Source organism: Arthrobacter sp. 10N44_2, assembly GCF_056394385.1.
Genome location: NZ_JBFTHT010000001.1, coordinates 443053 through 461070, shown reverse-complemented (window position 1 = coordinate 461070; position 18018 = coordinate 443053). Strand labels below are relative to the sequence as shown.

Here is an 18018-nt window from a genome sequence, read left to right as displayed (position 1 = left end):
GGAAGCTTGAGCCCGTCGTTGCAATCCGTACCTTGACCTTCGTCTGCGTCTCAAGGCGTGCGGTGGGCCGGGGCGAACTGCGCCGCGCGGTTGGTTTCTTCGGCGCGGATGAGGTGCACGAGCGCGTTGATGAGGGCCAGGTGGGTGAACGCCTGTGGGAAGTTGCCGAGGTGACGGCCGCTCACCGGATCCAGCTCCTCAGCGTAGAGGCCCAAGGGACTGGCAAGGGACAGCAGACGTTCGCACAGTGCCTTGGCGCGTACCACCTCCCCGATCTCGACCAGGGCCGAGACGAGCCAGAACGAGCAGGTCGTGAAGGTCCCTTCGTCGCCGGTGAGACCGTCGTCGGTCTGCTCGGGGCGGTAGCGCAGGACGAGTCCGTCCCGGGTGAGTTCATCGGCGATGGCCACGACCGTGGCGCGCACGCGAGGATCGTTGACGGGCAAGAATCGGACAAGCGGAACAAGGAGAAGCGAGGCATCGAGGTTCGTTGTGCCGTAGGACTGGACGAACACGCCTCGGTCGTCGACACCATTGAGGCAGATGTCCTCATGAATCTCCGTGGCGATGGCGTCCCACGTTCGGGCGTAATCAGCCTGACCGTGCAGGCGCGCCAGCCGGGCACCACGATCCAGGGCGACCCAGCACATGAGCTTTGAGGAGGTGAAGTGCTTCGGTTCGCCACGGACCTCCCAGATCCCGTGGTCGGGGTCCCGCCAGTGGGCGGCGGCTTGCTCGACCTGGCGGAGCAGGACGGGCCAGAGCGGCTCGGGAAGCTGGTCACGGGATTTGGCGTGGAGGTAGACGGAGTCCAGCATCATGCCCCAGACGTCGAGCTGGCGCTGGTGGGCGGCAGCGTTGCCGATCCGGACGGGGCGGGCGCCGTCGTAGCCGCCGAGTCCCTCGACAGTAACCTCGGGAAGGTCCCTTTCGCCGTCGATGCCGTACATGATCTGCAGGTCGTCCTCGGCGGCGACGTCGCGGATGAAAGCGAAGAAGTCGTCGGCTTCCCGGTCCAGGCCGAGGGTGTAGAGGGCCCAGAGCGCGAACGTGGAATCGCGCACCCATGTGTACCGGTAGTCCCAGTTCCGCTCTCCCCCGGGTGTCTCGGGCAGCGAGGTGGTGGGCGCCGCGACCAGAGCTCCAGTCGGCGCGTAGGTGAGGCCCTTCAACGTCAGCGCGCTGCGCTGCAGCTGCTCCCGCCACGGGTGGTCCGGGAACTCGCCCCCGGTGATCCATTGCCTCCAGAATTCAGTGGTCTGCCACTGCTTGCGTGTGGCTTCTTCCCACGTCCGCGGCGGGGGCAGCGACCCCCAGGAGAGCGCGATAAAGGCCTGCTCGCCCTCGGTCATCCGGCTGCGAATGACCGCGATGGAGTCCTCGATGCCCAGCCGGCGGTCGGTAGTCAGATGCAGCACCGGATCCCCCTCATCGCCGCTGACGGTCACGGCCTCTCCGTATGCGGGGCTGGAGAACTCCCACCGTGCCCGGCGCTGGCCGTAGCCGAAGACCGGCTCGCACAGCACGGACAGCTCAACCGCACCGTTGACGCACCGGACGGTGCGCAGCAGGCAATGCTCGGCCTCGTAGTTCGTCGGCGGGCGGCGGTACCGGCCGGCCCTCTCGTCGGTGTGGTGCCACGGACCCATCACCAGGGCATCCCTCACGATCAGCCAGCCCGTCCTGGTCTGCCAGGTGGTCTCCAAGATCAAGCTGCCGGGGAGATAGCGGCGCGCAGTGGGCTCCCGGACGCCGTAGGGTGCCACCTTGAAGCCACCCGCGGCGCGGTCGAGGATAGTGGAGAACACACTCGGTGAGTCGTGACGCGGCACGCACATCCACTCGACCTGCCCGCTCGATGCAATCAAGCAGTTGGCCTCACAGTCAGACAAAAACCCATAGTCGGCGATCGGCGGATACGGGCTCGTGCCGGCCCCGGGCCGCCGCCTCCCCTCCGCCCCTGACCGGGCGTCGATGCTCACCACCCCAGTATGTTCCCCTCGGAGTGGAAACGGGACCCCGGCTACCTGGACGGCTTCCTCCCCAACGGTCAGTGCCTCATCAACGGTCAGTGCCTCATCAACGGTCAGTGCTTCATCGCAGAGGACGACGGCGATGCGGCGGCGAAGATCTCGTACGGCCGCCGGCCAAAGAGGCGCTGGACCTGAATTCCCTACATGGTCGATGGCCTCCTCGACCCGGGACAACGTTGACCCGCTCTGCCAACCCTTGGGATTGTTCAATCGGGGCGCTGACGGATTTCGATGATGATTGTGCTGAGAATCCCCGTCGGCTCAGCAATTCCGATGGATCGACAAGATGAACAACGAAGGATTGATCTCATGTCACAGGTACGGCGTTTCGATCATGTTGGTATCACCGTTGCCGATCTCAAAGAGGTGACGGCGTTCTTCGTCGGGCTGGGCCTCAAGGTCGAGGGCGCGCCGATGTTCGTCGAGGGCAAGTTCCTCGACACGGTGATCGGCATCCCCGACTCCCGTACGGAGATCGTCATACTCCGGCCGCCCGACGGAGGTACCCGGCTGGAGCTTTCGAGCTTTGTCCGGCCCGACCACCAGCCTGGATCGCCCGCGGCGATGGCCAATGAGTTGGGGCACCGCAACGTGGCCTTCGAGGTCGACGACCTCCAGGCGGTCGTCGACCGTCTGGCCGCGGACGGCTTCGGGCTGGTCGGCGACATCGGCCAGTACGAGCACCTCTGGCGCATGGCCTATGTGCGCGGCCCGGAGGGGATTATCGTGTCCCTGGCCGAGCGGATCGGCTGATTCGCCAACTCCAAACCCGCTAGCACGCCTGCGCCTTGATATGTCAGGGCCCCGCCGAGTGCTGGCATGATGGGCGCATGAGCAGAGTCACATGCGATCTGACTATTTCCCTCGACGGATTCGTTGCGGGCCCAAACCAAAGCATGACGGAGCCTTTGGGCCGGGGCGGAGAACTCCTCCACAGGTGGATGTTCGAAGAAGCCGAGTCCAACGCTGCGGAGCTCGAAGGCATCCTCGCCGCTGGCGCCTACATCATGGGCCGGAACATGTACGCCGGTCCCGGGGCATGGGATGAGCAGTGGCGGGGATGGTGGGGTGAGGACCCGCCTTATCACGCACCTGTGTTCGTTCTCACCCATCACCCCCGCGAGCCCTTGGAGATGGAGGGCGGCACAACGTTCAACTTCGTGGCCGATGGGATCGAATCGGCGTTGGCCCAGGCGCGGAAGGCCGCTGGCAGTAAGGACGTGGCCATAGCCGGAGGAGCGCAGACCGCCCGACAATTCCTTTCGGCGGGGCTGATCGACGAGCTGCGGCTCCACATTGCGCCCATAGTTTTGGGAGCGGGCGAGCGGTTGCTGGACGGCGTGACGGACCTCAAGCTTGAGCCGACGGACGTGAGCGGTTCCCGCCTCGTCACCCACGTGCGCTATCGGGTAATCCGCTGACAGGCTGACCCTTGGTTCTCGGAGGTCACTCGCCGGACGCTGGGGCGCCCGCAACGCCGGCCAGAAGCGTCGCGGACCTGGGATTGCCGAGGCTGAGCGTCCACCCCAGCCCGAACCGTCGCGGAACCATCAGCGCATGGTCTTCGCGGTTGACGTAGACCAGGCCACCGTGCCAGCACTTGTCGTCGTCCCGGTGGGTCAGCCCCGTATCCCTCTCACCCTCATCGCGCTCGCGGTTGTTCCTGGCCAGGACCACGATGGCAACCACGACGGCGGCCAGGATCGGGAGCGCGACCACCAGTCCCACCCACTGCCCACGGCGTGACCGTCCCGGTCCACATCAACGGCGACGAGCCCAGCATCCCCACGTCGATCATCGCGACCAGCCCGAGGAGCGCTTTGACGCCCAGTGACATGTACTGCCGGTACCAGCGCGCCGAGGCCAGCGGGCGCGCCGGGTCGAGGTCGGGCCGGCTGTGGAAGGTGGCCGCCGCGAGACCCACTAGCAACCCGGTCACACCGGTTTGCACGAACACCTGAGAGAACGCGGAGTCCACCGACTTGGCTGCCAGCCGGTTGGGCGCGCCGTTCGCGCCCTGGTGGACCGCGAGCGCGTCGGGCATCGACGGGTAGCTGCCCGGCATCTTCGCGATTCAGGTCCTCGGACCCGACCACCCAGACCTCCAGCCCACCGACCGCTGGCGTGTAACTCCTCTCGATGCTGGGCGGAGGCTAGTGACTGCGGACAACCTCACCGAGTGGTGGACAGCCCCTCCGCAAGCCCCACCACAAGAGGATCTAATCTTCCTGCGAGAAGCCAACGCGGCCCTCCTGTCCAAGTGGGCCTGACCAAAGCGCCACCATGGTCCCAGGACTGCTTCTCATCAAAATTTGACGATCGGCATTCTGTCCGGACAACGAAGCATCCCCGTCGAACCGCGAACCATCTGACCGCGCTACTTGACGTTGCCGGAACTGTCTCTTTCCATGCACGAAGTGGGGCCAGCGATAACCGTCCTACGGGGGCCAGAATTACTTGACGCAACCACTCTGAGAGGGCGGGAACTACTCGATCCGGCGCGGAGCGGGTACCGGACGTCCTCCATGCGGGGGGCGGTTTCGGCCGGGGGTTCTGGCTGTCCCGGTTCTGCCGGTTTTGCTGCGTCGGCCATGAGCTGTTCACTGCGTGCCGAGTCCGTCTGGGCGGCTTTGAGCGCGTCGGCGCGCCTGAAGAGTTCCGCCAGGGCTTTATCTGCCTGTTCGGCGCGCGACCCGGTACGGTGCACACCGCCGTCGATCGGGTGGTTAGGCTGGGTGGATGGCGACAGTTATTCTCGTGCGGCACGGCCGCACCACAGCCAATGCCACTGGACTGCTGGCCGGTCGGGCCGTCGGCGTCAGCCTGGACCAGATCGGGCGCGACCAGGCGGCTCTGACCGGAGACCGGCTCGCGGCCGTGCCCGTAGTCGGGGTGGTGTCGAGCCCTCTTGAGCGTTGTCAGCAGACCGCCCAGCTCATCCTCGATCGCCAGGCTGGCACGCCGTACGCGCCGGTCGATCTCGATCTCACCGAGTGCGATTACGGCCAGTGGCAGGGCCGCACGCTCAGTGATCTCGCGACCGAGGATTTGTGGCCGGTTGTGCAGTCGCAACCATCCGCCGTCGTCTTTCCCGGCGGTGAATCCATGGCCGCGATGCAGGCTCGGTCGGTGGCAGCGATTCGACGCCACGATGCAGCCTTCGAAGCCGAGTACGGGCCAGGGGCCGTGTGGGTGGCAGTAAGTCACGGCGACATCATCAAGTCAATCCTCGCCGACGCGCTCGGCATGCACCTTGACCTGTTCCAGCGTATTAACGTGGGCCCCGCCTCCGTATCGATCGTGCGCTACGGCGCTAGTCGGCCGAGCGTCTACGCGACCAACACCGACGCGGGTGATCTGTCGTGGCTGTCGAACGGCCTCCACTCTGGCGATGCGCCGGTGGGCGGCGGTGCAGGGCAGAAAGCGCCATGAACCTCATGTGCCTAAAATACTGACATGCCTACACGTGTTCACGAGTTTGCCTGGCCTGATCGAATCGTCGTCGGCACCATTGGCCTTCCAGGGGCGCGCACGTTTTACCTGCAGGTGCGCGCAGGGACGCAGATCGTGAGTATTGCCCTGGAGAAGCAGCAGTCGGCTCTGCTCGCGGAGAAGATCGACGAAATTCTCGACCAGCTCATCACCGTCGAGGGCAACCCCTTCAGCATTCCCGCGAGCACTCCCATTGAACTTGTCGACAATGACCAGCTCGAGGCCGTTCAGGAGCAGTTTCGCACCGGCGCCATGAGCTTAGGTTGGGACCCAACCACGGCCCAGGTCGTAATTGAGGCCTACCCCATCGCCGACGTCGATGCTGATGCTGATGACAACGACGAATCGCTTGATGAGGACGGCGCTAACGAGCCTGAAATGCTGCTGGTGCGCATGCCGGTCGGCACCGCCCGCGCATTCGCCAAGCGCACCCGTGAGATCGTGGGCGCGGGGCGTCCGACGTGCCCGCTCTGCGGTTACCCCATCGACGCCGACGGGCACATCTGCACCCTTCCCGAGGTCTGATGCCAGGGCCGGACCTAGTGACCGCCGAGCTGACGCTCACCGGCCGCATCACGACGGCTTCAAACGCTACATTTCTGGGCAGCATCGGCGACGTGGTGGTCGTCTATAAGCCGATAGCAGGCGAAAGTCCGCTGTGGGATTTTCCCCACGGCACCCTGGCTCACCGGGAGGTGGCCGCCTACCTGGTCTCGCAAGTCTTAGGCTGGGACGTGGTGCCGCGCACCTGGCTGCGCGATGGTCCTATGGGCGAAGGAATGGTGCAGCTCTGGCAGGAGCAAGACCCCGCCCAAAGCGCCGTGAACCTGGTCGCGACGGACCAGGTGCCGGAGACGGGCTGGAAACATGTTCTCGAGGGACGGGATGAGAACGGACGGATGGTCGCCCTCGTTCACGAAGACTCGCCAGCGCTCAGACGCATGGCGGTGTTCGACATGGTCGTCAACAACGCCGACCGCAAAGGCGACCACATTCTTGCCATGACGGACGGACACCGGCACGGCGTGGACCATGGGCTCACCTTTCACCGTGACCACAAGCTGCGCACGGTGCTGTGGGGATGGCTGGGAGACGCTCTGACCGCCGAGGAACGCGACGGCATCGATCGTGTCAGCGAAGGACTGCACGGTGGGCTGGGCCGAAACCTGGCGGACTTGCTCAGCGCCGAAGAAATCGCATCGCTCGCCGCGCGCTGCGCACGGTTGCGCTTGGCAGGGCGGTTTCCGGCTCCGAGCGGTGAGATGTCGGCGGTGCCCTGGCCGCTGTTCTAAGGGAATTGCGGCTCAACTGTCAAAATTTGGCTGCCCAAACGCCGATAACAGCGCCTACGCTCAACCAAGCCCGCAGGCCCCACCTTCCGCAGACGACGCGCCGAGCGTCCCATATACAGCACCCCTTCAGTCAGGTGTTGCGATGTTGAGGAGAAACCGCGCTGCCCACGCAGCCGAGGGATATGGGCAGAGTCCAACTTTTGTCGGCCCATCCGGCTACACTGAATGTATCGAACATATATTCGAACAAGGGTGTGTTGTGGGCGTTGTTGTCGGTCCCCGCGTGATAGACGCGGGCATGTCGTTGCTGTCGGTGCTGATCTCTCCGGTCCCCGTCGCGGCCGGGTATCCATCGCCGGCGCAGGACTACTTTGATGGGCGGATTGACCTGAACGAGCATCTGATCAAGGACATCACCAGCACGTACGTCGTGCGGGTCTCCGGAGACTCGATGGAACGCGCCGGCATCAGCGACGGGGATGAACTGATCGTCAACCGGGCCCTGGAACCCAAGGACGGGTCCGTAGTCATAGCCGTCCTGGACGGAGAATTGACCATCAAGCGGCTGCGGATCACGGCCGCCGGCGTCGTGCTGCAGGCGGAGAATCCGTCCTACCCGGACATCCGCGTTCCGTCCCTGTCGGATCTGGTCATCTGGGGCGTCGCGACCCGCTGCCTGCACCATGTTTGAGGCACACCATGTCTAAGCCCTCCCCGATGCGGCGGATGCCGCAGATCGCGCACGTGGATGTGAACTGCTTCTACGCCTCGGCCGAGCGGGTATTCGACCCGTCCCTCGAAGGCCGGCCCGTCGTCGTACTGTCCAACAACGACGGGTGCGCCGTCACCCGGTCCCCGGAAGCCAAGGCTCTCGGCATCGGCCTCGGTGAACCATGGTTCAAACTCGCCCCGCGGGCCAAGGAGTGGGGACTTGTTGCCCTCTCGAGCAACTACGAGCTTTACGGGGACATCAGCGCCCGGGTGATGGAACTGCTGGGCCGCTACAGCGCTTGGTTGGAGGTTTACAGCATCGACGAGGCCTTCCTGGGCGTCAAAGGCGCGCCGGAGGACCTGCTGGTCCTGGGCCAGACCATGAAGGCAGCCGTGCGGCGCAACGTGGGGGTTCCGGTCTGCGTCGGGATCGCCGGGACCAAGACCCTCGCGAAACTGGCCAACAAATGGGCAAAGCACAACCCGGCCTTCGACGGGGTCTGCCACTGGGACTCCGTGCCCGCCGCCACCAGAGAAGCGCTGATGGGCCGGCTGTCTGTGATCGAAATCTGGGGCGTCGCGACGCGCCTGACCAAACGCCTCAACGCCTTAGGGCTTCAGTCCATCCTTGACCTGTCCCGGGCCGACCCGGTGATGATCCGGGACCGCTTCTCCGTGGTCATGATGCGCACCGTCCTGGAGCTGCAGGGCACGCCGTGCATCCCGATGGAGGAAGAACGGATCGGCCGGGACCAGCTCATCTTCTCGCGCTCCTTCGCCACCCCCATCACCACCGCCGCCGGCATGCGGCAGGTCCTGTCCGTCTACGGCCAGCAGGCATCGGCACGGCTGGCCAAATACAGCCTCCAGGCCAAGGTCCTCACCGCCTTCGCCGGCACCTCGCACTTCAACCCGAACGACACCTCCTACCCCTCGGTGTGCGTGCCGCTGCCGATGCCCACCGCCGATCCCGTCCTGCTCACCCGGGCCGCCCACGCCCTCCTGCCCCACATCCAGGAAGGCATCAAATACGCCCGGGCCGGCATCATGGTCACCGACCTGCGGCCCACCGGCAACCAGGCACCGCTGGCCCTGTTCCAAAATCCGCACGAGGAACGCCACATCGGAACCCTCCTGGAAGATGTGACCCGCCGATACGGGCGCGGCTCCATCGGCCTCGGCCACGCCGGCATACGGGGCGGGCCGGACTGGACCATGAAACGGGACATGCTCTCCCCCCGCTACACCACCCATTGGGACGAACTCCCCCTCGTCAAAGCCGCCTAACGCCAACACGCCCCCGCAGCACCGCACCACGAAAGACCACCCCCATGACCCTCAGCACCGAAAACCCCACACGAACCCTTGACCTTCAAGTCCGGCTCGACCCGGCAGGCAAGCCCCTTGCCATCCGGCACGACGGACGGATCTGGCTTGTCGATCCGGCCACCGAATCCCGGCACTGGATCGGCGGTGACGCCGGGCGGGGCACCCGATGCACGGCCGCCGCTGGCGGCGCCAACCCGGCCGGTACCGAATACTGGCGCGTCGAGGCCCGGCTGGGGGCTAATTCAGCGCTGCGCACCTTCACGCTGCGCCGGAATCCACGCTCCGTCCAGTGGCTCCTGGACGACATCAGCGACGGCGGCTAGGCAACGGTGTCACTGAAAAGTCAGCCGATCAACGACCAGACCTGGGCGGGGATCAGGGCAGAATTCACGCTGCCCGCCCTGGAACAGGTCCGCCGCCGACTCGCCGAACTGATGGACGACCCCGACCCTGTAATGCAGCAGCTCGTCCGCGTCTTCATCGACGACGGCACGTTCTGCCCGGGATTCCAATTCGTCGCCGGCGGCCACCTCCACCCGACCGTCGTCGACCTCTTCCAGCGCGCCATAGAACTGAAGGTTCCGCACAACTACTTCACGGCCTGGATGGTTACACCCTGCCAGGACCTCGGCGGGTCCCGCCCCGTTGACCATCTGAAAAGCGGCCGCGCTCCCCTGTTTCGTGCGCTGGAATCCCACCGCTGGAGTTAGGTCAGGCCCGCGACCCGACGTGCAACGGTTCCGCTGATCAGTCCGGCCCGGGATGCATTGAGTCACACGCGGGAATCGCAGCTGCCCTGCCGTTGGTAGTCTTTAGCCCACCATCCCTTTCCGCCCGACACTTGAGGTGCGAACCATGATCCCCACGACTCCCACTCCGGGCACTGTCCTTCTGGCCGGCGCCACCGGCGATCTCGGCGGGCGTATCCTGCAGAATTTGGTCGCCCTGGGGGCCACCGTTCGGGTCCTGACACGGCCTGGGACCAGCACGGAGCGCATTGCGCAGCTCCGCGCCCAAGGCGTCGAAGTGATCCAGACGGGCTACGACGATCCGGTGGCCCTCCGAAGGGCCTGCGCGGATGTTGACTGCGTAGTCTCCGCGATCAACGGCGTGGACAGCGCAATTTTCGACGCCCAATCGCGCTTGCTGGAGGCGGCGGCCGCGGTGGGCGTACCGCGTTTCATCCCTTCCGATTACTCCATCGATTACCGCGGAATCCGCCCCCGAAGCAACCGGAACTTACAGTTCCGCCGAGACTTTGCACAGCGGCTGGATGCCACCGAAATCCGGGCCACTTCCATCCTCAATGGCGCCTTCACCGACATGCTCTCCGGGCAGGCTCCCATGATCCTGTTCTCGCGGCGTCGGGTGCTCTTCTGGTCCGACGCCGACCAGGTGCTCGACTTCACCACGAAGGATGACACTGCCTCCTACACCGCCGCCGCCGCCCTCGACGAGCGGGCGCCCCGCGTCCTTCAGATCGCCGGAGACCAGGTCACGGCAAGGACCCTGGCAGCCACCATGTCCGACCTGACCGGAACGCAATTCGGGCTCCTCTACGCGGGCAGCGTCGGCTCCTTGACTGCTATGAGCCGGGTCGTCAAAGCCCTCATGCCGGCCTCTGACAAGCCGTTCCCGCCGTGGCAGGGCATGCAGTACTTCGCCAGCATGTTCAGCGGCGACGCGACCCTGAACTACGTCAGCAACGACCGGTACGGGAGCCGGACGTGGACCACCGCCCGGGACGTCCTGGACCAGCACGTGCAGCAGAGCTCACCGGCCCCGGTCCCCTAGCCTGGGGGTTGTTGCACGGACAAGCCCCGAACCCCTAGGGTTCGGATCATGGCCGCGCCCGGGGGACCCGCTCGTTATGGAATGCACACGACGCCGACACTGCTGTCCGTAGTATGCCTCGCCGTCGTCGCGCTAACCGCGGCCTGCGCGTCAACTCCCCCACTCAGCACGTCGGCAGGCGAGCAAACCGTCACCAAACCGCCCGCCGCCACGGCCGCACCATCGACGGGCGCCGGACTGTCACCAGGCATGACCCTCGCCCCGGCTCCGCCGATTCCGTCTGCCCCCGGGCACGGTTTAGATGAATGCCGGCCACAGCGTGCAGAGAAAGTCGTAGGCAATGGAGCGCTGGAGTGCCAATACTTCACATCCGGTTCCATGACGCCGGCTTCTGTGCCCCGTGATCCGGGAATGAGCTCCGGCGATTACGCGATACGGTTCGGCAGCGTTGGCGGCCGCACGTTGATGACCGTGCGTATCCCCTGCGCTTCGTATGCGGTCACGGTCAGCATTGCCGGCGAAACGATCACGCCGGATCCGGGGACACTGGAAAGTTCCCTGGGCACGTGCAACTTCCCGTGGGACCAGGAACAGGCGCGGATGAATCGATATCTTCAGGCTCCGTTTCAGTTTGCACAGCGGGAGACTGGAATCGTGCTGCACAACCCGGAATGGGGAATCACCCTCGTCCGGACCCCCTACTCGGCCGGCTGATCCCCCGGTCCCGCCTAAGGGGCGCCAGGCTCCGGCCAGATTGCGGCGTTCATCCGCTTCATCCTTGACGGCCACACCGCACACAGGCGCCTGTCGGGATGAGGCCATTTTCAAATGCCCTTCTGGGGGCCAGAAATACCTGACACGATCCAGTGGGAATAAGAACCGCCGCCACCATGTTCGTTTCCGGTGTGAAGAACATCGGATTCCTGTCCTTCGGCCACTGGACCGACCACCCGGATTCCGGCACGCGCACCGCGTCGGACGCGCTGTTGCAGGCGATCGACCTCGCGGTCGCGGCCGAGGAGCTGGGTGCGGACGGCGCCTACTTCCGAGTCCACCACTTCGCGCAGCAATACGCCTCCCCGTTCCCGCTGCTCGCCGCGATCGGGGCCCGGACAAGCCGCATCGAGATCGGCACCGGCGTGATCGACATGCGCTACGAGAACCCGCTCTACATGGCAGAAGACGCTGGCGCGGCCGACCTGATCGCGGGCGGCCGGCTGCAGCTGGGCATCAGCAGGGGTTCACCCGAGCAGGTCGTCGACGGATGGCGTTACTTCGGCTTCGCCCCCGCCGAGGGCGAGTCGGACGCCGACATGGGCCGCAGGCACGCCGAGCGTCTGCTCGAGGTGCTCACTGGCAAGGGCTTTGCGGCGCCGAACCCCCGCCCGATGTTCCCGAACCCTCCGGGCCTGCTGCGCGTGGAGCCGCAATCGAGGGGCCTGCGCGAGCGCATCTGGTGGGGCTCCGGCTCGAACGCCACGGCCATCTGGGCGGCGAAGCTCGGCATGAACCTGCAGAGCTCCACGCTCAAGGATGATGAGAGCGGCAAGCCCTTCCACGTCCAGCAGGCCGAGCAGATCGAGTTCTACCGGCAGGCCTGGAAGGAGGCGGGGCACGAGCGGGAGCCGCGCGTCTCGGTCAGCCGCAGCATCTTCGCGCTGACGGACGAGCGCGACTGGCAATACTTCGCCCGCGACCGCCACAGCTCCGACCAGGTGGGCAACATCGACGAGAAAACGCGCGCGGTCTTTGGCCGCTCCTACGCCGGTGCCCCGGACGAGCTGGCCGCGAAGCTGGCCGAGGACGAGGCGATCGCCGCGGCAGACACCCTGCTCCTCACGGTCCCGAACCAGCTCGGTGTCGACTACAACGCCCACGTCATCGAGTCGATCCTGAAGTATGTGGCGCCGCAGCTCGGCTGGCGCTGACCCCTCGTGACAGATTCCCCGGGCACCGCGCCGTCGACACTTGCGGGATCCAGCCTTGCAACGCCAGTGCGACGGCGACGACGCCGGTCCGGCCGGCACTCACCCGCGGGGCAGCCTTGACGCCGAACGCCACCTCGGCTGAAGCACAGGACGGGCGGCCGCGATGCGCTCGCGACCGCCCGCAGAAACCGGGTGCACCCTGGGCTCAGCGCACCGACTTGCGCTCGTAGATCGCCATCGACCAGGCGTACCCGGCGACCACAATCACGACGCACCACCCGATTGCCAGCACCGGGCTCCAGCCGAGCGGGGTACCGAGCAGCAGCCCGCGGATGGCCTCGATGAACGGCGTGAAGGGCTGGTACTGCGCGAACCACTGCAGCCATTCCGGCATCGACTCGGTCGGCACAAAGCCGCTGCTGAGGAAGGGCAGGAAGGTCAACACGAGGGGCAGGTTGCTGGCGGTCTCGGCCGAGTTCGCCTGCATGCCCATGGCCACCCCGAGCCAGCTGATCGCGTACGCGATGAACACGATCAGACCTGCGGCGGAGATCCATTCGACAAACCCGGCGGTCGGGCGGAAGCCAATCAGGAGGCCGACGCCGAGCACAAGCACGACGGCGATAATCGCCTGGATGGTATTGCCAAGCACGTGCCCGGCGAGCACCGCGGCCCGCGAGATCGCCATCGTCCGGAACCGCGCGGTGATGCCCTCGGTCATGTCCATCGACACGGTCGTCGCGATGCCGCCTGCGCTGCCGGCGATGGTCAACAGCAAGATGCCCGGCATGACGTAGGCGACATACGCCTCGCGCCCGCCGGCCGGATCCGCGCCGGGCAGGCCGGCCCCGAGCGTGCCGCCGAACACGAACACGAAAAACAGCAGCAGGACTACCGGCCCCACGATGGTGAACACCGACAGGCCCGGATAGCGCAGCATGTGCAGCAGGTTGCGGCGCAGCATCGTCACCGAGTCGGCAATGACGTGCGCTTGCTGGCGGGTGCCCTGGGCCGTCCGGCGCTTGGCAGCGATGGTGGTCATGATTCGGTTCCCTTCGTCTCGACCCGGCCGGTGAGCGCGAAAAACACGTCATCGAGGTCCGGGGTGTGGATGCTGAGGTCGTCGACCTCCAGGTTGGCCGTGTCGAGGCGGTCCAGCACGGTGCGCAGCGCGCCGACACCGCCGTCGCTCGGCACCGTGAGCGAGAGCCCGGCGTCGTCGCGGGCGCACTCGCCGAGCAGGCGGGAGGCGGCGTCGAGCCGCCCGGCATCAGCGAACCGGAGCCGGATATGTCCGCCGGGCACCAGGCGCTTGAGCTCGTCCGGCGTCCCCTCGGCGACGAGCCGGCCGCCGTCGAGCACCGCAATGCGGTCCGCGAGTTCGTCCGCCTCGTCGAGGTACTGGGTGGTGAGCAGCACGGTGGTGCCGTCCGCGACCAGGCTGCGGACAATGTCCCACATGGTGTGGCGGCTGCGCGGGTCCAGGCCCGTGGTGGGCTCGTCCAGGAAGATGACGCTGGGCGCCGAGACGAGGGTCATGGCCAGGTCGAGGCGGCGCTGCATCCCACCCGAGTAGGTGGCGAGCGGCTTACGGGCGGCCTCCACGAGGTCGAACTGCTCAAGCAGCTCGACCACCCGGGCCTTCGAGCGCTTCGCTCCAAGATGGCGCAGCCGGGCCATCAGCAGCAGGTTCTCCTCGCCGGTGAGCAGCTTGTCCACCGCGGAGAACTGGCCGGTGAGGCCGATCGCGGCGCGGACGCCGTCAGGGTCGCGCACGACGTCGCATCCGTTCACCAGTGCCGTGCCGCCGTCGGGCCGCACCAGGGTGGACAGGATGTGCACGGTCGTCGTCTTGCCGGCGCCGTTCGGGCCGAGCAGCGCGGTGACTGTGCCCGCGTCCACGGTGAGGTCGACGTCGTCGAGCACTGCCTTTGCGCCGTAGGACTTCCGCAGCCCGCGGACTTCGATTGCTGGCGTGTTCATGTGCTTGGTTCCCTTCTGTTGGTGGCCCGGAGTCATTGAGCGCGCTGGATGCTGATGTCGCCGTGCTGGGTGCGTGCACGCACTGCGACGGTCTGTTCGGACGCGTCCGGAGCGCGGTCGCTGTCCAGCTGGTTGCGGACGTGCCCCTCTTTCGAGGACAGATCGAGCCAGGCGGGAACGCCGGGCCGCACGCCGATGGTGACCTGGCCGAAGCCGCTCTCGACCTGGATGGAACCACTCGAGACCTCTGCGAGCTGGATGCTGCCGTAGGCGGTCTTCGCCGCGACAGAGCCGAGTGCCTTCGAGATCTCGAGGTCGCCGTAGGAGAGCTTCGCTTCAAGGTCGCCGCCGGACTCCCCGATCAGGATGGTGCCGTGCGACGCCTTGAGGATCGCGTCGCCGGTGACTTTGCCGATCCGGATCTGACCGTGGTCGGCCGTGATCTCGATCCCGCCCTCGGCGGTGCCGAGGTTCGCGTTGCCGTGCGAGGCGCGCAGCCACAGGTCGCCGGTGGAGTCGAGATCAACGCGGCCCATCGAACTCTTGATCCGGGTTGCGCCGAGGCGTCCGACGGCGCGCACGCCGCCGACCCCGATCTCGGCGGTGAGCCGCGACCCGGCAGGCAGCTCGACCTTCACATCAACCGACTCGGTTGGGCCGATCCAGCTGATGCGGGGCCGGGGGCCGGTGATGATGAGCCGCTGGCCGTCGACGTCGATTTTGGTCTCTTCCGCGCCCCGGCGGTCGACTGCCTTCGCGGGGTTCGTCGGCGAGACGGTCACGACCGTGTCGTCACGGTCAGTGGCGATGATTTCGATCGCGCCGACCTGCAGTTTGATGGCGAGGTCGATGGGGGTGGGGGTGTCGTAGGTGGGCATGCTGGCGCCTTCCTTTTGGGTGTGTTTGATCAACCCCGCGGGTCCGCGTGGTTGGTGGGTGTGGTGCGGTGGGCGGTTTAGCGCGCCCAGCCGGCGAAGTTGTCGCCGGTGCGCAGCGTGCGCTGCGCGGATCGTCGCTGCTTGGGCTGGAGAGCGGCTGCGACCGCGCGGACCAGCCAGGTGTTGACGGACAGGCCGTCAGCGGCCGCGGCCTCGTCCACCCGCGTCTTGAGGGCATCCGGCAGGCGGAGCGTCGTGCGCGAGGTGCTCGCGTCGTCGAGGTCGAGGGGTGCGGCCGGCCGCTCGTCGGTGTCAGATTCCGGGTTCGGCTGGGTCACCACGAATTCGACGTCGCGTCCGCGCAGCCGCATGTCGACTGATCCGGGTGCGAGGTCGCGGGTGATCTCGCCGGCCGCAGCCGAGAGAACGTCGAGGAGCACGAGCCGGGTCGCGGCGTCCAGTCCGGCGGCGAGCCGCTCGGCCACGGCGCGGGTGTCCTCCGAGCCGTTCTCCGCGGCATCCACTAGCTGCCGCTGTAGGTCGTTGACGTATTGTCCGAGTTCCATGCCACCATAGTGACACCACGGTGGTGTCACGTCAAGCCTTCGTGGTGTCACGGGTGATCCGCAGGTTGGTGCGGCGGCTCGATGAGGGTGAGTACGGGTGAAAGGCCCCCCGCCCTGAGTCCTAGTTGGCGTCCTGTCGGTTCACCATTTCGGCGATCCAGATCGGCGCGAACGGAGAGGTGCAGTTCGGCGGCGTCGGGTAATCCTTGAGCACCTCGAGGCGCTCGCCGATGCCGATCGCGCGGGCGCGGTGTGCGGGGTGCTCAATCCCGATCTGGGCCAGGCAGTGGTTCATCGCCCACTGCAAGCGGTCCGGGGCGTCCTTCATCTGCGCCTCGATGATGTCGAGCAGTCCTGGCAGGTCGAGGCCCTCCGGCTTCTTCGCAACGCGGTCGGTGGTCAGCGCCCAGCCGGCACTTGCCACCAGCGGGTCCGGATCGGCAAACCAGGCCACGCGCAGTTCCTCGGCATGCGGGTTCTTCTTCACCACATAGTTGACGAGCCAGTCCTGCACCTTGGGAGTGTGCGCCTGGCGCAACATGGCGTCCAACTCATCACGATCGAAAGCCTTCGGACGGCAGATCAGGAGCGCCAGGAGCCGCGCCGCGGTATCACCGGTCCCCCACAGCTCACGGGACAGCTCCTGCTGCGTCTTGAGCCGCTTGGCCAACGCCCGCAGCTTGCCGAGGTTCACCCCGTGGTCGTCACCGTGCTTGGCGTTCACGTCCCGGATCCTCGGGTCCTCGAGGTCAGCCAGCTCGGCCATCACCTCGGCCGCCGTCGTTCCGGTTTCCGTCGTCTGGGCCACCTCGGCCTCCTGTCCGTTGCTTGTGCGATTCAGCATACGTCGGCGGTTCGGCCGCCCGCGGCAATAAGCGGCTTGGCGACGAAAACAGACGACTGCACCGTGGCCGCGCACGCCGGTGAGCGTCCGGTGCTCACCTGTGAATCGCCCGCTGCCCCTTGCCCCAGACTGGTTGCCTGCGGCAAGCTGTTGATCAGCTGATGAATTGATCAACCGGGAGAGACCCGACGGCGGCAGCCCCCGGAAGGTTGCCGCGGCGGTGCCGTTGCGGGGCTGGAACCCCGCAGGACGGGAGGGCTCGGAACATGGAACGTGCAGGATCCAGGCCGGCAAAAATTCGCGCCGCCGTCATTTTCTCAGTGGTGGCGGTGATGGTAATTCTTGGAATTGCGTGGATCGTGACTACCCGGTCACCGGTCACGACGCCTCCGGGAGCGTCCGGGGCCCCGGTGAGTAATCCTTCGGTATCGGGACGTGCGGCCTTCCAGAAGGTCCCGAATCAGGTTCTGTTTGCGCTTGATGATTCCGGAAACCCGGATCTCTCCGGAGACTTGACGAATATCAAGCAGGGTGACGCCGGCGATTGCTATTTCCTCGCAGCGTTGATGACAGTGGCGTCCCGGGCCCCTGCGACCGTCTTGAACATGGTCCATGACAACGGCAACGGCACCTACACCATTTCCTTCCACAGCAAGTACGACGGGGTGTCCAATCCGGTGACGGTCACGGTCAACGGTGATCTTCCGTACCGCCGCGGCAAGCCCTTCGAAAACGGCATCGAAAATATCGATGGCAAAAACGTGTCATGGGCCGCGATTATCGAGAAAGGGTGGGCGGCCGCGAACGGCAACAGCTACAACGGCATCGATGGCACCGACCTCAGCAACGCCCAGGATCATGATGTACACAATGCTCTCTATGCCATCACCGGCGAAGTGGGCGTCGACCGCAACCCCGGCGGCCCCATGACGGGAGTGAGCTTTGAGCAGATGCAGCAGGATTTCACGAAAGGCCTCGTGACCTTTGGGACGTCCAACTCCGACGGCGAGCTGGTTTCCGACCATTCCTACGCATTGCTGGGCCTGAATCCCTCCGACAAAACGGTCGTCGTGGGTGATCCGGAGGGCGGCCACACCACGCTGGCTTTTGCGACCTTCCAGTCAACGAACATCAACCAGTACATCGCGATACCGACATATCCTTGAGC

At 66.1% G+C, this 18018-nt stretch carries 21 protein-coding genes; 14 read left to right on the top strand and 7 right to left on the bottom strand.

From position 1 onward, the window contains the following. Positions 1–50: 50 nt before the first annotated feature. The gene (locus AC1DBX_RS02250) at positions 51–1982 is read right to left on the bottom strand and encodes a glycoside hydrolase family 15 protein (RefSeq protein WP_476930980.1); all 1932 of its coding nucleotides are present in this window, start codon (positions 1980–1982) and stop codon (positions 51–53) included. Between the two features lie 9 nt (positions 1983–1991). Between AC1DBX_RS02250 and AC1DBX_RS02245 the strand changes: the two genes are divergently transcribed. From AC1DBX_RS02245 to AC1DBX_RS02235, 3 genes are all read left to right on the top strand, one after another. Then, positions 1992–2168 (top strand): hypothetical protein, encoded by a 177-nt coding sequence (locus AC1DBX_RS02245; RefSeq protein WP_476930979.1) that lies wholly within the window; start codon positions 1992–1994, stop codon positions 2166–2168. A gap of 174 nt (positions 2169–2342) precedes the next feature. Continuing rightward, positions 2343–2786, top strand: a complete 444-nt coding sequence (locus AC1DBX_RS02240; protein ID WP_476930978.1) for a VOC family protein — start codon at positions 2343–2345, stop codon at positions 2784–2786. Between the two features lie 77 nt (positions 2787–2863). After that, on the top strand, positions 2864–3454 hold the full coding sequence (locus AC1DBX_RS02235; RefSeq protein WP_476855840.1) for a dihydrofolate reductase family protein: 591 nt from the start codon (positions 2864–2866) through the stop codon (positions 3452–3454). Positions 3455–3479: 25 nt separating this feature from the next. Here the strand turns inward: AC1DBX_RS02235 and AC1DBX_RS02230 are convergent, their stop codons facing one another. Next, positions 3480–3752: a DUF5808 domain-containing protein gene (locus tag AC1DBX_RS02230; protein WP_476930977.1), complete on the bottom strand. Its 273-nt coding sequence runs from the start codon at positions 3750–3752 to the stop codon at positions 3480–3482. A gap of 1020 nt (positions 3753–4772) precedes the next feature. Here AC1DBX_RS02230 and AC1DBX_RS02225 point away from each other — a divergent pair. The 10 genes from AC1DBX_RS02225 to AC1DBX_RS02180 all read left to right on the top strand — a co-directional run bounded on the left by AC1DBX_RS02225 (position 4773) and on the right by AC1DBX_RS02180 (position 12579). Next, positions 4773–5465, top strand: a complete 693-nt coding sequence (locus AC1DBX_RS02225; RefSeq protein ID WP_476849179.1) for a histidine phosphatase family protein — start codon at positions 4773–4775, stop codon at positions 5463–5465. 24 nt (positions 5466–5489) lie between these two features. After that, positions 5490–6050, top strand: a complete 561-nt coding sequence (locus AC1DBX_RS02220) for a DUF3090 domain-containing protein (RefSeq protein ID WP_476930976.1) — start codon at positions 5490–5492, stop codon at positions 6048–6050. Next, a complete protein-coding gene (locus AC1DBX_RS02215) occupies positions 6050–6817 on the top strand; it encodes an SCO1664 family protein (RefSeq protein ID WP_476930975.1) in 768 nt (255 codons plus the stop codon). Before AC1DBX_RS02220 ends, AC1DBX_RS02215 begins: the two co-directional genes overlap by 1 nt. Before the next feature lie 259 nt (positions 6818–7076). After that, entirely contained in the window at positions 7077–7508 is a 432-nt protein-coding gene (locus tag AC1DBX_RS02210) for a LexA family protein (protein ID WP_476858505.1), read from the top strand. Between the two features lie 8 nt (positions 7509–7516). After that, the gene (locus tag AC1DBX_RS02205) at positions 7517–8815 is read left to right on the top strand and encodes a Y-family DNA polymerase (protein ID WP_476930974.1); all 1299 of its coding nucleotides are present in this window, start codon (positions 7517–7519) and stop codon (positions 8813–8815) included. Between the two features lie 44 nt (positions 8816–8859). Further along, positions 8860–9180, top strand: a complete 321-nt coding sequence (locus AC1DBX_RS02200) for a hypothetical protein (RefSeq protein ID WP_476930973.1) — start codon at positions 8860–8862, stop codon at positions 9178–9180. A gap of 6 nt (positions 9181–9186) precedes the next feature. Continuing rightward, positions 9187–9567, top strand: a complete 381-nt coding sequence (locus AC1DBX_RS02195) for a hypothetical protein (protein WP_476930972.1) — start codon at positions 9187–9189, stop codon at positions 9565–9567. A gap of 145 nt (positions 9568–9712) precedes the next feature. Beyond that, the gene (locus tag AC1DBX_RS02190; protein ID WP_476930971.1) at positions 9713–10651 is read left to right on the top strand and encodes an NmrA family NAD(P)-binding protein; all 939 of its coding nucleotides are present in this window, start codon (positions 9713–9715) and stop codon (positions 10649–10651) included. Between the two features lie 249 nt (positions 10652–10900). Beyond that, positions 10901–11365, top strand: a complete 465-nt coding sequence (locus AC1DBX_RS02185) for a hypothetical protein (RefSeq protein ID WP_476930970.1) — start codon at positions 10901–10903, stop codon at positions 11363–11365. A 191-nt stretch (positions 11366–11556) separates the two neighbouring features. Further along, on the top strand, positions 11557–12579 hold the full coding sequence (locus AC1DBX_RS02180; RefSeq protein ID WP_476849337.1) for an LLM class flavin-dependent oxidoreductase: 1023 nt from the start codon (positions 11557–11559) through the stop codon (positions 12577–12579). A 205-nt stretch (positions 12580–12784) separates the two neighbouring features. Here the strand turns inward: AC1DBX_RS02180 and AC1DBX_RS02175 are convergent, their stop codons facing one another. From AC1DBX_RS02175 to AC1DBX_RS02155, 5 genes are all read right to left on the bottom strand, one after another. Beyond that, complete coding sequence (locus AC1DBX_RS02175) at positions 12785–13621, bottom strand: ABC transporter permease (protein ID WP_476930969.1); 837 nt, start codon at positions 13619–13621, stop codon at positions 12785–12787. Next, positions 13618–14562 (bottom strand): ATP-binding cassette domain-containing protein, encoded by a 945-nt coding sequence (locus tag AC1DBX_RS02170; RefSeq protein WP_476930968.1) that lies wholly within the window; start codon positions 14560–14562, stop codon positions 13618–13620. Before AC1DBX_RS02170 ends, AC1DBX_RS02175 begins: the two co-directional genes overlap by 4 nt. A 32-nt stretch (positions 14563–14594) precedes the next feature. Next, positions 14595–15440, bottom strand: coding sequence for a DUF4097 family beta strand repeat-containing protein (locus AC1DBX_RS02165; RefSeq protein WP_476930967.1), 846 nt, complete (start codon positions 15438–15440; stop codon positions 14595–14597). Positions 15441–15517: 77 nt separating this feature from the next. Further along, on the bottom strand, positions 15518–16006 hold the full coding sequence (locus tag AC1DBX_RS02160) for a hypothetical protein (RefSeq protein WP_028276302.1): 489 nt from the start codon (positions 16004–16006) through the stop codon (positions 15518–15520). A 121-nt stretch (positions 16007–16127) separates the two neighbouring features. Then, complete coding sequence (locus AC1DBX_RS02155; RefSeq protein WP_476886667.1) at positions 16128–16772, bottom strand: DNA alkylation repair protein; 645 nt, start codon at positions 16770–16772, stop codon at positions 16128–16130. Positions 16773–17116: 344 nt separating this feature from the next. On the opposite strand from AC1DBX_RS02155, the gene AC1DBX_RS02150 reads away from it, so the two are divergent. Next, on the top strand, positions 17117–18016 hold the full coding sequence (locus AC1DBX_RS02150; protein WP_476930966.1) for a C2 family cysteine protease: 900 nt from the start codon (positions 17117–17119) through the stop codon (positions 18014–18016). Positions 18017–18018: the final 2 nt, after the last annotated feature.

Excerpts from the sequence above, each read along its gene's own strand:
- AC1DBX_RS02220 (WP_476930976.1), top strand. The coding sequence starts at position 5,490 with ATGCCTACACGTGTTCACGAGTTTGCCTGGCCTGATCGAATCGTCGTC.
- AC1DBX_RS02150 (WP_476930966.1), top strand. The coding sequence starts at position 17,117 with ATGGAACGTGCAGGATCCAGGCCGGCAAAAATTCGCGCCGCCGTCATT.
- AC1DBX_RS02235 (WP_476855840.1), top strand. The coding sequence starts at position 2,864 with ATGAGCAGAGTCACATGCGATCTGACTATTTCCCTCGACGGATTCGTT.
- AC1DBX_RS02215 (WP_476930975.1), top strand. The coding sequence starts at position 6,050 with ATGCCAGGGCCGGACCTAGTGACCGCCGAGCTGACGCTCACCGGCCGC.
- AC1DBX_RS02200 (WP_476930973.1), top strand. The coding sequence starts at position 8,860 with ATGACCCTCAGCACCGAAAACCCCACACGAACCCTTGACCTTCAAGTC.
- AC1DBX_RS02170 (WP_476930968.1), bottom strand. The coding sequence starts at position 14,562 with ATGAACACGCCAGCAATCGAAGTCCGCGGGCTGCGGAAGTCCTACGGC.
- AC1DBX_RS02185 (WP_476930970.1), top strand. The coding sequence starts at position 10,901 with ATGACCCTCGCCCCGGCTCCGCCGATTCCGTCTGCCCCCGGGCACGGT.
- AC1DBX_RS02155 (WP_476886667.1), bottom strand. The coding sequence starts at position 16,772 with ATGGCCGAGCTGGCTGACCTCGAGGACCCGAGGATCCGGGACGTGAAC.
- AC1DBX_RS02190 (WP_476930971.1), top strand. The coding sequence starts at position 9,713 with ATGATCCCCACGACTCCCACTCCGGGCACTGTCCTTCTGGCCGGCGCC.
- AC1DBX_RS02240 (WP_476930978.1), top strand. The coding sequence starts at position 2,343 with ATGTCACAGGTACGGCGTTTCGATCATGTTGGTATCACCGTTGCCGAT.
- AC1DBX_RS02245 (WP_476930979.1), top strand. The coding sequence starts at position 1,992 with ATGTTCCCCTCGGAGTGGAAACGGGACCCCGGCTACCTGGACGGCTTC.
- AC1DBX_RS02175 (WP_476930969.1), bottom strand. The coding sequence starts at position 13,621 with ATGACCACCATCGCTGCCAAGCGCCGGACGGCCCAGGGCACCCGCCAG.
- AC1DBX_RS02165 (WP_476930967.1), bottom strand. The coding sequence starts at position 15,440 with ATGCCCACCTACGACACCCCCACCCCCATCGACCTCGCCATCAAACTG.
- AC1DBX_RS02205 (WP_476930974.1), top strand. The coding sequence starts at position 7,517 with ATGTCTAAGCCCTCCCCGATGCGGCGGATGCCGCAGATCGCGCACGTG.
- AC1DBX_RS02225 (WP_476849179.1), top strand. The coding sequence starts at position 4,773 with ATGGCGACAGTTATTCTCGTGCGGCACGGCCGCACCACAGCCAATGCC.
- AC1DBX_RS02160 (WP_028276302.1), bottom strand. The coding sequence starts at position 16,006 with ATGGAACTCGGACAATACGTCAACGACCTACAGCGGCAGCTAGTGGAT.